At 73.3% G+C, this 14,764-nt stretch carries 15 protein-coding genes; 6 read left to right on the forward strand and 9 right to left on the reverse strand.

All coding sequences use genetic code 11. The annotated features are described in order from the left end of the window. Positions 1-666 (forward strand): peroxidase-related enzyme, encoded by a 666-nt coding sequence (locus P2H44_RS02320; RefSeq protein WP_275761803.1) that lies wholly within the window; start codon positions 1-3, stop codon positions 664-666. A gap of 110 nt (positions 667-776) precedes the next feature. On the opposite strand, the gene P2H44_RS02325 is transcribed toward P2H44_RS02320, so the two are convergent. Then, positions 777-1,592: a ferredoxin--NADP reductase gene (locus tag P2H44_RS02325; RefSeq protein WP_275762094.1), complete on the reverse strand. Its 816-nt coding sequence runs from the start codon at positions 1,590-1,592 to the stop codon at positions 777-779. Between the two features lie 172 nt (positions 1,593-1,764). After that, the gene (locus P2H44_RS02330) at positions 1,765-2,352 is read right to left on the reverse strand and encodes a TetR/AcrR family transcriptional regulator (RefSeq protein ID WP_275761804.1); all 588 of its coding nucleotides are present in this window, start codon (positions 2,350-2,352) and stop codon (positions 1,765-1,767) included. Positions 2,353-2,467: 115 nt separating this feature from the next. On the opposite strand from P2H44_RS02330, the gene P2H44_RS02335 reads away from it, so the two are divergent. Further along, complete coding sequence (locus tag P2H44_RS02335) at positions 2,468-3,133, forward strand: glutathione S-transferase family protein (protein ID WP_275761805.1); 666 nt, start codon at positions 2,468-2,470, stop codon at positions 3,131-3,133. A gap of 238 nt (positions 3,134-3,371) precedes the next feature. Here the strand turns inward: P2H44_RS02335 and P2H44_RS02340 are convergent, their stop codons facing one another. Beyond that, a complete protein-coding gene (locus P2H44_RS02340; RefSeq protein ID WP_275761806.1) occupies positions 3,372-4,256 on the reverse strand; it encodes an RNA polymerase factor sigma-32 in 885 nt (294 codons plus the stop codon). Positions 4,257-4,552: 296 nt separating this feature from the next. Here P2H44_RS02340 and P2H44_RS02345 point away from each other — a divergent pair, with 296 nt between their 5' ends. Continuing rightward, entirely contained in the window at positions 4,553-5,434 is an 882-nt protein-coding gene (locus P2H44_RS02345) for a glutathione S-transferase (RefSeq protein WP_275761807.1), read from the forward strand. Between the two features lie 7 nt (positions 5,435-5,441). Here P2H44_RS02345 and truA read toward each other — a convergent pair whose 3' ends face one another. Continuing rightward, positions 5,442-6,188: a tRNA pseudouridine(38-40) synthase TruA gene (gene truA, locus P2H44_RS02350; protein WP_275761808.1), complete on the reverse strand. Its 747-nt coding sequence runs from the start codon at positions 6,186-6,188 to the stop codon at positions 5,442-5,444. A 393-nt stretch (positions 6,189-6,581) separates the two neighbouring features. Here truA and P2H44_RS02355 point away from each other — a divergent pair, with 393 nt between their 5' ends. The 3 genes from P2H44_RS02355 to P2H44_RS02365 all read left to right on the forward strand — a co-directional run bounded on the left by P2H44_RS02355 (position 6,582) and on the right by P2H44_RS02365 (position 9,622). Then, positions 6,582-8,009, forward strand: a complete 1,428-nt coding sequence (locus P2H44_RS02355; protein WP_275761809.1) for a YcjX family GTP-binding protein — start codon at positions 6,582-6,584, stop codon at positions 8,007-8,009. Continuing rightward, positions 8,006-9,052 carry a YcjF family protein gene (locus P2H44_RS02360; protein ID WP_275761810.1) on the forward strand — a complete coding sequence of 349 codons (1,047 nt, stop codon included), beginning with the start codon at positions 8,006-8,008 and terminating at the stop codon, positions 9,050-9,052. Before P2H44_RS02355 ends, P2H44_RS02360 begins: the two co-directional genes overlap by 4 nt. 105 nt (positions 9,053-9,157) lie before the next feature. Further along, the gene (locus P2H44_RS02365; RefSeq protein WP_275761811.1) at positions 9,158-9,622 is read left to right on the forward strand and encodes a PaaI family thioesterase; all 465 of its coding nucleotides are present in this window, start codon (positions 9,158-9,160) and stop codon (positions 9,620-9,622) included. 99 nt (positions 9,623-9,721) lie between these two features. On the opposite strand, the gene P2H44_RS02370 is transcribed toward P2H44_RS02365, so the two are convergent. The 5 genes from P2H44_RS02370 to mdh form a co-directional block, all read right to left on the reverse strand. After that, entirely contained in the window at positions 9,722-10,927 is a 1,206-nt protein-coding gene (locus P2H44_RS02370; RefSeq protein ID WP_275761812.1) for an endonuclease/exonuclease/phosphatase family protein, read from the reverse strand. A gap of 10 nt (positions 10,928-10,937) precedes the next feature. After that, on the reverse strand, positions 10,938-11,735 hold the full coding sequence (locus tag P2H44_RS02375; RefSeq protein WP_275761813.1) for a hypothetical protein: 798 nt from the start codon (positions 11,733-11,735) through the stop codon (positions 10,938-10,940). Between the two features lie 65 nt (positions 11,736-11,800). Continuing rightward, positions 11,801-12,418 (reverse strand): 3-isopropylmalate dehydratase small subunit, encoded by a 618-nt coding sequence (leuD, locus tag P2H44_RS02380; protein ID WP_275761814.1) that lies wholly within the window; start codon positions 12,416-12,418, stop codon positions 11,801-11,803. 70 nt (positions 12,419-12,488) lie between these two features. Then, positions 12,489-13,607 (reverse strand): HNH endonuclease, encoded by a 1,119-nt coding sequence (locus tag P2H44_RS02385; protein WP_275761815.1) that lies wholly within the window; start codon positions 13,605-13,607, stop codon positions 12,489-12,491. A 108-nt stretch (positions 13,608-13,715) separates the two neighbouring features. After that, positions 13,716-14,678, reverse strand: a complete 963-nt coding sequence (gene mdh / locus P2H44_RS02390; protein WP_275761816.1) for a malate dehydrogenase — start codon at positions 14,676-14,678, stop codon at positions 13,716-13,718. Positions 14,679-14,764: the final 86 nt, after the last annotated feature.

A 14,764-nucleotide genomic window follows, 5' to 3' on the forward strand; every position in this document is an offset into this window, starting at 1 on the left:
ATGGCGAAGAGCGCGAAGGACGCCGCCGGCAAGGCGGCGGGGAAGAAGGCGAAGGCCGCGGGCAAGGCCGGGGCGAAGAAGACGACGGCGAAGGCGGCGGGCGCGCCGCAGCCGACGGCGCTGAACCTGCCGCCGGTCGATCCGCTGCCCGAGGACGTGGCGAAGTACTTCGCCGTCTGCGAGGAGAAGCTGGGGATGGTCCCCAACGTGCTCGCGGCCTACGCCTTTTCGCCGGAGAAGCTGCGCGCCTTCTCGGGCATGTACAACGACCTGATGCTGGCGCCCTCGGGCCTGTCGAAGCTGGAGCGGGAGATGATCGCGGTCGCGGTCAGCGCCGTGAACCGCTGCTTCTACTGCCTGACCGCCCATGGCGCGGCGGTGCGGCAGCTGTCGGGCGATCCGAAGCTGGGGGAGGCGCTGGTGATGAACTGGCGCGCGGCGGACCTGCCGCCCCGCCAGGTCGCGATGCTGACCTTCGCCGAGAAGATGACGACCGAGAGCCACCGCATCGTCGAGGCGGACCGCGAGGCGCTGCGGGAGGCCGGGTTCTCCGACGCCGACATCTGGGACATCGCGGCGACCGCGGGGTTCTTCAACATGTCGAACCGCATGGCGAGCGCCGTGGATATGCGCCCGAACGAGGCCTACCACGCCATGGCGCGCTGAGCGCGGGCGGCGCGAGGCCCCGGGTCGAGCCCGGGGCGCGCGCGCGTCCCGGGCGCGCATGAAAAAGCCCCGGGCGCGCGCCCGGGGCTCTCGTCATCATGGAGGGAGCGTCAGCCGACGAAGGCGCGCTCGACCACGAACTGGGCGGGGCGGTTGTTGGCGCCCTCCTCGAGGCCGTAGCCCTCGAGCGCGGCCTTGGTGTCCTTGAGCATCGCCATCGAGCCGCAGATCATGCCGCGGTCGGTCTCGGGGCTGATCGGGGGGACTCCCAGCATCTCGAACAGCTTGCCCGAGGCCATCAGGTCGGTCTGGCGGCCCATCACGTCCGTCGTCTCGCGGGTGGTGGACGAGAACAGGCGCAGCTTCTTCGAGGCTTCCTCGCCCACCAGCTCGTCGCCCTTCGTGGCCTCGACCAGCTCCTGGCCGTAGGTCAGCTCGGCGGCGTCGCGGCAGGTGTGCAGGAGGATCACGTCCTCGAACTTCTCATAGGTCTCGGGGTCGCGGATGACCGAGGCGAAGGGCGCGATGCCGGTGCCGGTCGAGAACATCCACAGCCGCTTGCCCGGAACCAGCGCGTCGAGCACCAGCGTGCCGGTCGGCTTCTTGCGGAACCACACGGTGTCGCCGACCTGGATCTTCTGGAGCTGGGAGGTCAGGGGCCCGTCGGGGACCTTGATCGAGTAGAACTCCAGCTCCTCGTCCCAGCTGGGCGAGGCGATGGAATAGGCGCGCCACACGGGCTTTTCGCCCGGCAGGCCGATCATCACGAACTCGCCCGAGCGGAAGCGGAAGCTCGGGGGCCGCGACAGGCGGAACTTGAACAGGCGGTCGGTGTAATGCTTCACCGACAGCACCTTTTCCGCGAAGGCGGAGGCGGGGCACTCGAACTCCGCCGCGGTCTCGCCGCCCTGGATCTCCTGCTGCATCGCACGCATCCCGCTCTTCCTCCGGTCCGCCTCGTCCTATCAGCCGACGCCGCGCCTCGCCATCGGGCAGGCGGACGCGGGACAGCGCTCCACATGGCGCATCGCACCCTGGAAGGGAAGGGGTTCTACAATCACGATTGCCCGGGTGATTTATTTCACAGCTGAACGCGGGTCAATCGGCAGGAGGGCCGGCGGGCTCCGCCCGCGCGGCGCAGAGGCGGGTCAGCGTCGCCCGGAGGCGCGGTTCGAAGTCGGGGTCGGGGACGGCGAGCTGGCGCATCACCGCGCCCAGCACCGCGTCGACCAGCACGGCGGCGCCGGCCTCGGGCTCCGGGTCGCCGGCGGCGCGCAGGGCCAGGGCCGGGGCGCGGCGCCAGGCGGCGATCCAGCGCTCCAGCGTCGGGCGCAGGCGGGGGTCGCGGCCGGCGGCGAGCAGCGCCTCGCAGCAGGCGGCGTGAACCTCCGCGCGCTCCTCCATCTCGCGCGCGTACCAGGCGGCGACGGCGGCGCTCCAGGCGGCGAGGTCGAAGGCCTGCGACTGCAGGCGCAGGGCGAAGGCGTCGGCGCGCGCCGTCTCCCGCGCCACCGCGAAGTCGAGCGCGGCGCGCGCGAGGTCGTCGCGCCGCCGGTGGCGGTGGGTGACGGCGCCCAGCGAGACGCCGGCCTCGGCCGCCGCCGCGCGGTGGGTGAGGGCTTCGAGCCCGCGGCGCCCGATCACGCGCAGGGCGGCCTCCAGCACGGGGTCCTCCGGCAGGGTCATGCCGGCCCCGTCGGGCTTGACCGGAGGGGCGGTCGGGCATAGCCGTAGAACAAATGTTCTGTCACACGAGTCGCTCGTTCCATTCCCGGATCGCGCGCCGCGACGGGAGAGGCCCATGACGCCGCGCTATCGCCTCCATCACTTCCCTGAATCCGGCAACAGCTACAAGCTTGCGCTGATGCTGTCCCTGTGCGGCGAGCGGTTCGAGCCGGTGTGGACCGACTTCGCCGCCGGCGTCACCCGCACGCCGGAATGGCGCGCGGCGGTGAACGAGATGGGCGAGATCCCGGTGCTGGAGGAGGACGGTCGCAGGCTGACCCAGACCGCGCCGATCCTGCTGCGCCTGGCCGACCGCTTCGGCCAGTACGGCCCGGAGACGGAGGAGGAGCGGTTCGAGATCCTGCGCTGGCTGTTCTGGGACAATCACAAGCTGACGGGATACCTCGCCCCCTACCGCTACCTGCGCGCCTTCGTCGAGGCGCCGGACCCGGCCGACCTGCGCTTCCTGGGCAAGCGGCTGCGAGACGTGCTGGGGGTGCTGGAGGCGAGGCTGCAGGCGAGCCCGTTCCTCGCCCTGCCGCGGCCGACGATCGCCGACGTCTCGGCCTGCGGCTACCTGATCCACGCGGCCGAGGAGCATGGCTTCGACTGGCCCGCCAGCCATCCGGCGATCGCGGCCTGGCTGGACCGGATCCGGGCGCTGCCGGGCTGGGGCGCGCCATACGATCTGCTGCCGGGCAAGCGGATGTCGCTGCTGGACCCGGCGCGGCTGGCGGCATGAGCGCGCCCGCCGCGCGGGGCAGGGGGCTGGCTGCGGGGTCTCCTCGCGGGGCTCGCCTGGAGCGACGCCGCGCAGGCCGGTCCTGCCGATCACGCGCAACCGACCCCGGCCCGGCCCAATGACCGTCTGCGAAAATCCTTCCCCCTGAAAAAGCGACGACCGCGGACGGCATATCCGCGGTCGTTCGAACTTTCCCGTCGCCCGGATCGGGGCCCGGATCGGGCGGGGGGCGGCCGCCTCAGAACTCGGCGGCCAGCTCCTTGGGGGCCTCGCCCAGCGTGTCCTCCAGGCGGCGGCGCATCTTGCGCAGGGCCTGGGATTCCAGCTGGCGCACCCGCTCCTTCGACAGGCCGAGCTTGCCGCCCAGGCTCTCGAGCGTCTCGGGCTCGTCGTCGATCTTGCGGGCGACGATGATCATCTTCTCGCGGTCGGTCAGGGCCGTCATCGCGTCCGCGATCCAGGTGCGGGCGGCGGCGAGGTCGCGATCCCGGCCGACGGTCGCCTCGGGGTTCGGGGCGTCGTCCTCCAGCGTCTCCAGCCACTCGCGGCCCTCGTCGCCGGCCTGCTGGGCGTTGAGCGAGAAGTCGGAGCCGGCCAGCCGGCCCTCCATCATCTCGACGTCGCGCAGCGGCGCGCCCAGGTCCTCGGCGATGCGGCGGCGGATCTCGTCGCCGGTCATGTGGTCGCCGGTGGCCTCCGACTCCCGCTCGAGGCGGGCGCGGACGCGGCGCATGTTGAAGAACAGCGACTTCTGCGAGGAGGTGGAGCCGGTGCGCACCATCGACCAGTTTCGCATCACGTAGTCCTGGATCGAGGCCTTGATCCACCAAACCGCGTAGGTCGAGAAGCGGACGCCGCGGTCGGGGTCGAACTTCTCGGCCGCCTTCATCAGGCCCACGCCGGCTTCCTGGGTGAGGTCGGCCATCGGGGCGCCGTAGCGGCGATACTTGGAGGCCATCGAGACGGCCAGGCGCATGTAGGCGGTGACCAGGCGGTGAAGAGCCGCCTCGTCGCCGTCGTTGCGCCACCGGCGGGCGAGCTCGAGCTCGGTTTCGGCGTCGAGAAGTTCCGCGCTCATCGCGGTCTGGGTGAGTGCGCTCGAATTCTTCCCATCGAGAGCCATGTTCATCTCCTGTTGATCCGCCGGCAGTTCGACGCGGTCCGGCGTTTGACCCAATGAGTCGTCGCAGGTGTTTACGGCGGCCCTGTGGCGTTGGATCACCCGGTCTCGCCACACATGGGGAATCGCCCGCAAGGCGGCCCTCGGCGGAAGGGTCGCGCCGACGCCGGGCCCTGTCGAGCGGGAATTGCCCTGAGTTTTCCTGTATTTCACGCAGGCGGTCCTGGCGGGGCCCGCGAACGCGGTTTCCGCGCGCCCGAAGGCAGGGCATTCTCCGGCGCGTCTTGCGGAGAACGCCCATGGAATTGTCGATCATCGAGCGGACCTATTCGAGCTGGTCCCTGCGCGCCTGGCTGGCGGTGGAGCTGACCGGCGCGCCCTGCGCCGTGCGCTCGGCCCCCAAGGGCTCGGAGGCCTTCGCGAGGCTATGCGAGGACAACCGCCCGGCCCTGACCGTGCCGGCGATGCGCTTCGACGACGGGGCGCTGGTCTGGGAAAGTTCGGCGATAATCGAGGAACTTGCGCAGCGCTGGCCCGAGGCCGGGCTGTGGCCCGCCGACCCGGTGGCGCGCGGCGCCGCCCGCTCGCTCGCGAACGAGATGCACGCGGGCTTCGGGGCCCTGCGCGCCGCCTGCCCGATGAATCTCGCGCGGCGCTACGTCGGGTTCGAGCCCTCGGTCGAGGTGCTCGAGGACGTGGCGCGGATCGAGGATCTGTGGACCTGGGCCGCCGAGCGGTTCGGGGGCGAGGGGCCGTGGCTGTTCGGCGCCCGGCCCTGCGCGGCCGACGTGATGTTCGCCCCTGTGATCGCGCGCTTCGTGACCTATGGCCTCGGCGAATCCGAGGTCACCGCCCGCCTGCAGGAGGCGCTCTATGCCTGGGGGCCGTTCCGGCGCTGGCGGGCGATGGGCGTGGCCGAAAAAAGGCGGATCGATGAGTACGAATTCGATCTGCCCGAGGCCCGGCGATTCGGACCCGCCCCCCGACCCGCCCGCGCGATTCGTCCCGACGAGGGCCGGACCCCGGTCAACGAGGCCTGCCCCTACTCCGGCCGCCCGGTGGCGGCGGACTCGCTGGCCGAGATCGACGGGCGCGCCATCGGCTTCTGCAACCCGTTCTGCCGCGACAAGTCGGTGGCCGACGCCGAGGCCTGGCCGAAGCTGGCGCCCCTGCTGCCCTGAGGCGGGATCACCCCTCCGGGTAGATCACGTGGGTCAGGTAGAGCCCGTCGGGCGGCGCCACCGGCCCGCAGGCGGCGCGGTCGCGGGCCTCGAGCGCGGCCTCCACCCGGTCGGGCGTCCAGGCGCCCGCGCCCACCCGCTCCAGCGTGCCCACCAGGGAGCGCACCTGGTTGTGCAGGAAGCTGCGCGCGCGCAGGTGGAAGGCGACGCCCTCCTCGGTCCGCTCCACGTCCAGCACGTCCAGCGTCTTCACCGGCGATTTCGCCTGGCACAGGGTGGAGCGGAAGGTGGTGAAGTCGTGCCGCCCCACCAGCCGCGCCGCCGCCTCGCGCATCGCGTCGAGGTCGAGCGGCCCCGGAACCCGCCAAGCCTGGCCCTTCGACAGCGTCAGCGGCGCCCGGCGGATCGCGACGCGATAGGTGTAGCGCCGCTCGATCGCGTCGAAGCGGGCGTGGAAGTCGTCGGCGGCCCGCTCGGCGGCGACGATGGCGACGGGGGCGGGCTTGAGGTGCCAGTTCAGCGCCTCGGACAGGCGGAACGGCTCCCAGTCCTTGCTCATGTCGCAATGGCAGACCTGCCCGGTGGCGTGGACGCCCGCGTCGGTGCGCCCGGCCCCGCCGATGCCCGGCGCGTCGGCCTCGAGCCGGCGCAACGCCTCCTCGATCGCCTGCTGGACCGAGGGCTGGTCCGCCTGGCGCTGCCACCCCGCGAAGGGGGCGCCGTCGTATTCCACGGTGAGCTTGTAACGGGGCATGCCGCCTCATGCCCCGCGCCCCCGGTCGACGCAAGCGCCCGCCGGCCCCCCGCGCCCCCCGGCAGCGCCTGTTCTCCGGAGCCGTCTCTCGCTGATGCCGATCAGAGCGACTCGGCCCCCGGGGTCAAGGATCGCGCAGCGACCCCGCGAAGCGGGGCTTGTCCTTGACCCCGGGGGCCGAGTCGCTCAGGCATCAACAGCGAGAGACGGATCCGGAGAACAGGCGCGGGCGCTTTGTTCTTGGGTGAGTCAGGAGCGCCTGCGGACCCCCGCCCATCCGGGCGCCTGCGCGCAGCGCCCCCCGAGACGAGCCCCGCCTCGGCGAGGCCCCCCCTCCCTAGGCCGGCCGATCCGCCCTATATCGTGCTCCGAGCAAGGGGAGGGACCGGTTTCTTGGGCATCTTCGACATCGCCGACGATCTTTCGCGCTGGGTCGAGGACGCGCAGGAGGGGTTGAGCGGCCTGACCGAGCCGACGCTGCGGCTGGGCGTGACGGGCCTGTCGCGCGCCGGCAAGACCGTGTTCATCACCTCGCTGGTGGCGAACCTGCTCGACCGCGGGCGGATGCTGCATCTCGACGCGCAGGCCGAGGGGCGGATCCTCGCCGCCGCCCTGCGCCCCGGCCCGGACCGCGAGACCCCGCGCTTCGCCTACGAGGATCACCGCGCCGCCCTGCTGGGGCCCGAGCCGCGCTGGCCGAGCTCGACGCGCAACGTCTCGACCCTGCGGCTCAGCTTCCGCACCCGTCCCGGCGGGCTTCTGGGGGGGCTGACGGGGCCCGGCGCGCTGCATCTCGACATCACCGACTACCCGGGCGAGTGGCTGCTGGACCTGCCGCTGATGTCCCAGTCCTTCGCCGAGTGGTCCGCCCGCGCCATCGCCGAGGCGCAGGAGCCCGCCCGCGGGCCGCTCGCCGAGGACTGGCTGCGCCTCGCCCACGACCTCGAGGGCAAGCCGTTCGAGGAGGCCGACGCCCGCGCGCTCGCCGCCGCCTTCACCGCCTATCTCGGCGCCTGCCGGGAGGCGGGGCTCTCGGGCCTCGCGCCCGGGCGGTTCCTGATGCCGGGAGAGCTGGAGGGCTCGCCCGCGCTCGCCTTCGCGCCGCTGCCGCCGGGGCCGCGCAAGGGCCTGCGGGCGGAGCTCGACCGGCGGTTCGAGGCCTACAAGCGCGCCGTGGTGCGCCCGTTCTTCCGCGACCATTTCGCGAAGCTGGACCGGCAGGTGGTGCTGGTGGACCTGCTCAGCGCCCTCGACTCCGGTCCCGCGGCGGTCGAGGACCTGCGCCGCGCGCTTCCCAAGATCCTGGAGGCGTTCCGCCCGGGGGAGCGCTCGTGGCTCGCGCCGCTGCTGGGGCGGCGGATCGACCGGATCCTGTTCGCGGCCACCAAGGCCGACCACATCCACCACACCCAGCACGACCGCCTGACCGCGATCCTGCGCGCCCTGCTGCGGGAGGCGGAGGACCGCGCCTCGTTCAGGGGCGCCAAGACCCGCGCCATGGCCATCGCCGCGATCCGCGCCACCGCCGAGCAGGAGGTGATGCGCGACGGCCGGGCGCTGCCCTGCGTGCGCGGGCGGCTGGCGGAGACGGGGCGGGAGGCGGCGCTCTTCCCCGGCGACCTGCCCGAGAGCCCGTCGGCCGTGCTCGAGGCCGCGCGCCACGGGACCGAGGCCGGCCACGACCCCGAGCGGGGCTGGCTGGAGGGCGGCTTCCGCGCCATGACCTTCTCGCCCCCGAAGCTGAGCCTGAAGCCCGGCGACGGCCCGCCCCACGTGCGGCTGGACCGGGCCGCCCAGTTCCTGCTGGGAGACAAGCTGTGACCGACGAGACCAAGCCCCTCCCCCGCCGCGCGCCCGTGCTGATCGAGGACGACGACCCCGCGCTTGCCGCGCCTCCGCCCCCGCCCGAGGAGACGCCCCCCTGGGACGCCCCGGCCGAGGGGCAGGCGATGACGCGCGCCACCTCGATCGCCGCGGCGAAGGGGCGGACGGGGCCCTTCGCGATCTTCCTCGCCTCGGCTGGCGGGTTCCTGGGCGTCTTCGTCACGGTCGCCGCCTTCGACTGGGTGCGCGGGCTGATCGAGACGAACCCGGCCGTGGGCCTCGCCGCCGCGGTGCTGGGCGCGGTGGCGCTGGGCGCGCTGCTGGTGCTGCTGGGGCGCGAGACCTGGGCGCTGATCCGCCTGGGCCGCATCGACGCCGCGCGGACCGAGGCCGAGCGCGCCCTGCGCGAGGCCGACCGCGACCGGGCGGCGGGGGCGGTCGACCGGCTCGCCCGCCTCTACGCTCCGCGCAAGGACCTGGAGTGGGCCTCCCAGCGGGTGCGGGAGCGGCGCGCCGAGATGATCGACGCCGAGGGCCTGCTGACGCTCGCGGAGCGGGAGTGGCTGACGCCGCTGGACCAGGAGGCGCGGCGCGTGGCCGAGAAGACCGCCCGCCAGGTCGCCACCGCCACGGCGCTGGTGCCGATCCCCGCGGCGGACGTGCTGGCGGCGCTGTCGCTGAACCTGCGCATGATCCGCCGCATCGCCGAGATCTACGGCGGGCGCGGCGGGGCGCTGGGCGCCTGGCGGCTGTTCCGCGCCGTCGCCGCGCATCTGGTCGCCACCGGCGCGGTCGCGGCCGGCGACGACCTGCTGGGCCCGGTGCTGGGCGGCGGGATCCTCGCGAAGCTCTCGCGTCGCTTCGGCGAGGGGCTGGTGAACGGCGCCCTGACCGCGCGCGTCGGGGTCGCGGCGATCGAGGTCTGCCGCCCGCTGCCCTTCGCGGCCCTGCCCGCGCCCAAGGCCCGCAACCTGGTGGCCCGCGCGCTGGGCGACCTCGCCACGGGCGGGGGCGAGCGGCGGGGGCGGGACGCGGAGTGAGCGCGCCTCCGGGCCGGCCCTAGCGGTCGCGGCCCCTCTGGCCTTCCCGATCGTTTTAGGTCTACCTGCCGACTGGCAAGCGACAACGACACGGGAGGTGCGCCGATGAGCGCGGAGCAGGCGAAGCCGACGGATCGGCCGGGTCTCCAGACCATCACCGAGGGGGAGTTCGCCGGCTGGAAGATCCTGCCGCGCGACACGTTCGAGTGGAACCACTGCGGCCCGTTCTACTCCCGCCGCCTGCCCGACGGCACCATCGAGTGCGCCTTCAAGGTCGACAAGCGCCACCTCAACGGGCTGGGCGTGGTGCATGGCGGCGTGCTGATGACCTTCGCCGACCACGCCCTGTTCCATTTCGCGCAGGAGGATCTGCGCGACGCCGCCGGCGCGGTGACGGCGACCTTCAACTCCGAGTTCCTGGGCGCGGCGAACGAGGGCGACGTGGTCGAGGCCCGCGGCGAGGTCACCCGCGCCGGCGGCAGCCTGGTGTTTGTGCGCGGGATCCTGACCGCGAACGGCAAGCCCTGCATGGCCTTCTCGGCCGCGCTGAAGAAGATCAAGCGGCGCTGAGGGGAGCGCGGGCGCGAGGCGCCCCGGGCCTGGCCCGGGGCCTCTCGAGACCCGCCCCGAAGGCGCGGCGCCGGGCCCTGGCGGGCGGCGCCCTGCGCCTCAGCGCAGGTCCACCCAGACCAGCCGGTGATCCGAGGTGGCGGGCCGCCGTCCCCCGGCCACCCAGGCCGCGCGCGGATCGTCGGGGGCGGGCCAGAACACGCCGGCGCCCGTGACCTCGAGATCGCGGGTCGGCAGCACGAAATCCACCCGCAGGTTCCCCGGCCCCCGCTCGTCGCGCCAGTCGGCGGTGTCGAGCGCGGGGTCCCCCGCCTGGCCGTCGTTCGCGCCGCCCTGCGCGCGGGCGGCCGCGGCCGCGCCGGGGCTGGCGGGGCGCGGGTCCTGCAGGCGGGGGTGGGAGAGGAGGGCGCGGATGCCCTGCCGCCGTCCGTCGCCGTCCGCCGGGTCCGCGTTCAGGTCGCCCAGCACCACGGCCGAGGCCTCAGGCGGCAGCGCGCCGGCGCGGCCGGCGTCGTCGACCATCCAGCCCTCGCCCGAGAGATAGTCGGCCCAGAAGCGGATCTCGTCATGGTTCCGGCGGCCGTTGCGATCCTCGGGCCCGTCGAAGACCGGGGGCGTGGGGTGGCTGGCGAGCAGGTGCAGCCGCCGCCCGTCGGGCAGGGTGGCGGCCAGGTCCCAGTGCGACTTGGAGGACAGGCGCAGGCGCGCCGCCGTCCCGGGGTCGTAGTGATCGGCGGGCAGCAGGTTCCCCGGCATCGCGGCCCAGGGCAGCAGGCGGAAGCTGCGCGCGCCCTCGACGTCGAGCGGCAGGCGCGAGAGCACGGCCATGCCGTACTGGCCGGCGAAGCGGCCCCAGCCCCAGGCGTCGCCGGGGCCCGAGACCTCGCCGTCGCCGTCGAGGTCGAGCCCGCTGGGCACGCCGGTGTTGGAGGGGGCGGCGAAGCGGTAGGGATAGTCGAGACCCGGCGCGCCCTCCGGCCCCGCCTGCGCCAGCAGGTCGGCGAGCGCGGCGAGGGCGCGGCCCTCGGCGTCGTGGTCCAGCTCCTGCACCAGCAGCACGTCGGGGCGCACGGCGCGGATCACCCGGGCCACGTCGCGGGCCTGGTCGTGGACCTCGGCGACGGCCTTCCAGGCGAGGCCCGCCCCCGCCCGCGACAGCGAGACGTTCCAGGTCGCCACGCGGACCGAGCCCTCGGCGGGCGGGGGCGGCCAGTCCTGCGCGGGGGCCGGAGCGGCCAGCGCCGCCGCCGCGAGGGCCAGCGCGCCGGCGAGCGCCGGGCGCAGGCGGGCCGCGCGGCGTCTCATGGATTGCGCCTCACGGCCGACGTCCGCCCAGGTCCCCGTCCCGGCGCAGGCGCTGCGCGAGCTTCAGCAGCGCCACGCCCCGCAGGACCATCGTGCCGGGCGCGCCCGCCCAGATCGTCGCCGACCAGACCAGCGCCAGCGGCGAGATCTCGAGGTCCGGGGACAGCAGCGCCACGGCGAAGCCGCCCACCACCAGCATCGCGAACAGCGAGCCGGCGGCGGTGGCCAGCACCTGCGCGCCCATCAGCGTCAGCCGCCGGGCGCCGCGGCCGTCGTCCTCGATGTCGGAGGTGGGCAGGTTCACCAGCAGGTTCAGCCGCTCGCTCAGCCGCGGCCAGGGGCCGAACCAGATCGCCGCGCCGAAGGCGACCGCGCAGGTCAGCGCCACGCAGAAGGCGGTGGCGGCGGCGTATTCGACCGACGGGTCGGGCGCGGGTGCCGAGGCGCGGGTGAAGATGTCCGCCGCCATGCGCACCGGGCTGAAGGCGAAGTCCATCGCCGCGCCGAAGCGCGCGAAGGTGGCCCCCAGCGGCCCCGGCTGGCCCGCGAAGGCCACGCAGGCGGTGGTCGCGACCAAGGTCAGCGCTGCCAGCGCGAAGCGCAGGCGGTTGATCGGCGGGGCGAAGCGGAAGTCGATCAGGGCCGGGGTGCGGGCGCCGTACTCGACCAGCACGTAGAGGCCGGCGGCGGCGGCCAGCAGCAGGCCCGCGGTGCGCGATTGCTCGCCCCCCGGCCCGCCGGCGAGCGCCAGGGCGGGCAGGGCGGCGACCAGGGTCACCAGGATGGCGCGGAGGGCGGCGTCGCGCACCTGTCCCTGGGTCAGGCGGGGCCAGGAAAGCCCGCCCGCCTGCCCCAGGCGCGTCAGGCGCCGCCTCAGCCGGCGGCGGAGAGCCAGGGCTGGGTCGCGCGCGCGCGCGCCTCGAAGTCGTCGATGGCCGACGCCTTCTCCATGGTCAGGCCGATGTCGTCGAGACCCTCGAGCAGGCAGCGCTTGCGGAACGGGTCCACCTCGAAGGCGATCTCTCCGCCGTCGGGGCCGTGGATGGTCTGATTCTCGAGGTCGACGGTCAGCACCGCGTTGGACCCGCGCTCGGCGTCGTCCATCAGCTTGTCGACCTCTTCCTGCGGCAGAACGATCGGCAGGATGCCGTTCTTGAAGCAGTTGTTGAAGAAGATGTCGGCGAAGCTGGGCGCGATCACGCAGCGGATGCCGAAGTCGAGCAGGGCCCAGGGCGCATGTTCGCGCGAGGAGCCGCAGCCGAAGTTCTCGCCCGCGACCAGGATCTGGGCGTTGCGATAGGCCGGCTTGTTGAGCACGAAGTCCGGGTTCTCGTTCCCGTCGGCGTCGTAGCGCATCTCGTCGAAGAGACCCTTGCCGAGGCCGGTGCGCTTGATGGTCTTAAGGTACTGCTTGGGGATGATCATGTCGGTGTCGACATTGACGATCGGCAGCGGCGCGGCGACGCCCTCGAGTTTGGTGAACTTGTCCATCGGCTTCGGCTCCTCGTACGGATGCCTTCGGGTAGCGCAAGGGGGGGCGGGTGGCAAGCGCGCGGGGCGCTCAGGTCCGGTTCACGGCTCCAGCGAGCGCGGCAAGATAGGCGTCGATGACGCTCAGGCAGGCGTCGGATCGTTCCAGCACGAGCGTCAGCCTCGGTTGCGCGCCGTCGGGGCCGCGGACGTGCCACTGATGGCCGGTCGGCGTCTCCCGCACCGCGCCGCCCAAGGCTCCCGCCAGCAGCCGCAGGAACGCATGGGCGAGAGGCAGCGGGCCCGACGTTTCGGCCGGCCAGCCGACGAGATAGGTTTCGAACGTTCCGTCCGCGCAGGCGGCGCCCAGGGTGAAGGTCTGGCCGCCCGGCGCGCGCCACCGGTAGATCCGCGCCCGGCGGGGCGAGACGTCGACCCAAGCGCCGCGGTCGGCGAGCGCCTCTTCGAACTCGTCCAGCGCGTCGGCCAGGCCGGAATCGAACTCTGGCTCCCGGGCCGGCGTCTCGTCCGGAGCGCGGGCCGCCTCTCGCGCGACCGGATGCGGCGCGGCCTCAAGCAGCCGGTCCAGCCCGTCCCAGCCTTCCACCGGCCCAGGGGCGCGGTCCCGGGGGTCCGCGATCCCGACTTCGGCGACGGTCCAGTTCCCGCGGCCGAAATTGCACGGCGCGCAGGTCACCACGACGTTCTCGGGCGAACTGTCGCCGCCGCGGCTGTTGGGCAGGACGTGGTCGTACTGGAGCCACATGCACTGCAGCGCGGCATGCTGTTCCCTGTCGCGCGGGCCCCAGCGGGCGGCGTCGGGGTAGAGCGCGTGGAGGCGGGCGCGCACTTGGGGACGGATGACCGGCATGCCGCAGAAGCGGCAACGCAGCCCATCGCGCGCCTCGATCGCCTTCTTGATCGCGACGCCCGGCATCCGGGGGCGCGGGCGGTCGGCCTTCGCCACGAGCGGGGGCGCGTCTGCCGTCTGGCGGAAAGCGTGCAGGTCGGGATTCACCTTGCCGAAGATCGATCTCGTCCAGGCCGCGATAGGAGGCATGTCGGCGGCACGGATCAGGCGCTCGGCCTCGGCGGCGTCGCCGGCGAGATGGGCGTCTGCGGCACGGGACAGCAGCTCCGCCGCCTCGGCGATCTGGGGAATGGGCGGTGAAAAACAGGAGCGCAAAGGCGCGGCTTTGAAATCGATCATGAAGACGATCATGTCGCGCGGGCTGTGCGGAAGCAATGCGCCCGTGAAACGCGAACGCCCCCGCCCGGTCTCCCGGGCGGGGGCGTCGATTGCGTCGCGCCCAGGCGATCAGGCGAGCGAGCCGTCGATGCCCTTGCAGGCCTCGACCAGGCCCTTCACGGCCTCGATCGACTTGTCGAGCATCGCCTTCTCGGACTTGTCGAGCTCGATCTCCACGATCTTCTCGATGCCCTTGGCGCCGATCACCGTGGGCACGCCCACGTACATGTCGTCGAGCCCGTAGGCGCCGTCCACGTTCGCGGCGCAGGGCAGGACGCGCTTCTGGTCCTTGAGGTAGCTCTCGGCCATGGCGATGGCCGACGCGGCGGGCGCGTAGAAGGCGGAGCCGGTCTTCAGCAGGCCCACGATCTCGGCGCCGCCGTCGCGGGTGCGCTGCACGATGGCGTCCAGCTTCTCCTGCGTGGTCCAGCCCATCTTCACCAGGTCCGGCAGCGGGATGCCGGCGACGGTGGAGTAGCGGGTCAGCGGGACCATGGTGTCGCCGTGGCCGCCCAGCACGAAGGCGGTGACGTCCTTCACGGACACCCCGAACTCCTCGGCCAGGAAGTAGCGGAAGCGCGCGGAGTCGAGCACGCCGGCCATGCCGACGACCTTCTCCTTGGGCAGGCCCGAGAACTTCTGCAGCGCCCAGACCATCGCGTCGAGCGGGTTGGTGATGCAGATGACGAAGGCGTTCGGCGCGTTGGCGGCGATGCCCTCGCCCACGGCCTTCATGACCTTGAGGTTGATGCCCAGCAGGTCGTCGCGCGACATGCCCGGCTTGCGCGGCACGCCGGCGGTGACGATGCACACGTCGGCCCCGGCGATCGCCGAGTAGTCGTTGGCGCCCGTCATGGCGCTGTCGAAGCCGTCGACCGGCGAGCTCTCGGCGATGTCGAGCGCCTTGCCCTGCGGCGTGCCCTCGGCGATGTCGAAGAGGACGACGTCCCCCAGTTCCTTCAGCCCGACGAGGTGGGCGAGGGTGCCGCCGATCTGGCCGGCGCCGATCAGGGCGATCTTGGGTCTGGACATCTTGCGATCTCTCCCGCGAATGGTTCCATCCGGGGCTCGGGGCTACTCCGTTCCGCGTCCTGCCGCAAGCGCGAACGGGCGCGTTT

Source organism: Albimonas marina, assembly GCF_029223255.1.
GTDB lineage: Bacteria > Pseudomonadota > Alphaproteobacteria > Rhodobacterales > Rhodobacteraceae > Albimonas.

What these genes read in the sequence shown, in the direction of transcription:
- P2H44_RS02365 (WP_275761811.1), top strand. Translation starts at nt 9,158, where the DNA reads ATGAGCGCGGAGCAGGCGAAGCCGACGGATCGGCCGGGTCTCCAGACC.
- truA (WP_275761808.1), bottom strand. Translation starts at nt 6,188, where the DNA reads ATGCCCCGTTACAAGCTCACCGTGGAATACGACGGCGCCCCCTTCGCG.
- P2H44_RS02345 (WP_275761807.1), top strand. Translation starts at nt 4,553, where the DNA reads ATGGAATTGTCGATCATCGAGCGGACCTATTCGAGCTGGTCCCTGCGC.
- P2H44_RS02325 (WP_275762094.1), bottom strand. Translation starts at nt 1,592, where the DNA reads ATGCAGCAGGAGATCCAGGGCGGCGAGACCGCGGCGGAGTTCGAGTGC.
- P2H44_RS02340 (WP_275761806.1), bottom strand. Translation starts at nt 4,256, where the DNA reads ATGGCTCTCGATGGGAAGAATTCGAGCGCACTCACCCAGACCGCGATG.
- P2H44_RS02370 (WP_275761812.1), bottom strand. Translation starts at nt 10,927, where the DNA reads ATGAGACGCCGCGCGGCCCGCCTGCGCCCGGCGCTCGCCGGCGCGCTG.
- mdh (WP_275761816.1), bottom strand. Translation starts at nt 14,678, where the DNA reads ATGTCCAGACCCAAGATCGCCCTGATCGGCGCCGGCCAGATCGGCGGC.
- leuD (WP_275761814.1), bottom strand. Translation starts at nt 12,418, where the DNA reads ATGGACAAGTTCACCAAACTCGAGGGCGTCGCCGCGCCGCTGCCGATC.
- P2H44_RS02385 (WP_275761815.1), bottom strand. Translation starts at nt 13,607, where the DNA reads ATGATCGATTTCAAAGCCGCGCCTTTGCGCTCCTGTTTTTCACCGCCC.
- P2H44_RS02320 (WP_275761803.1), top strand. Translation starts at nt 1, where the DNA reads ATGGCGAAGAGCGCGAAGGACGCCGCCGGCAAGGCGGCGGGGAAGAAG.
- P2H44_RS02335 (WP_275761805.1), top strand. Translation starts at nt 2,468, where the DNA reads ATGACGCCGCGCTATCGCCTCCATCACTTCCCTGAATCCGGCAACAGC.
- P2H44_RS02330 (WP_275761804.1), bottom strand. Translation starts at nt 2,352, where the DNA reads ATGACCCTGCCGGAGGACCCCGTGCTGGAGGCCGCCCTGCGCGTGATC.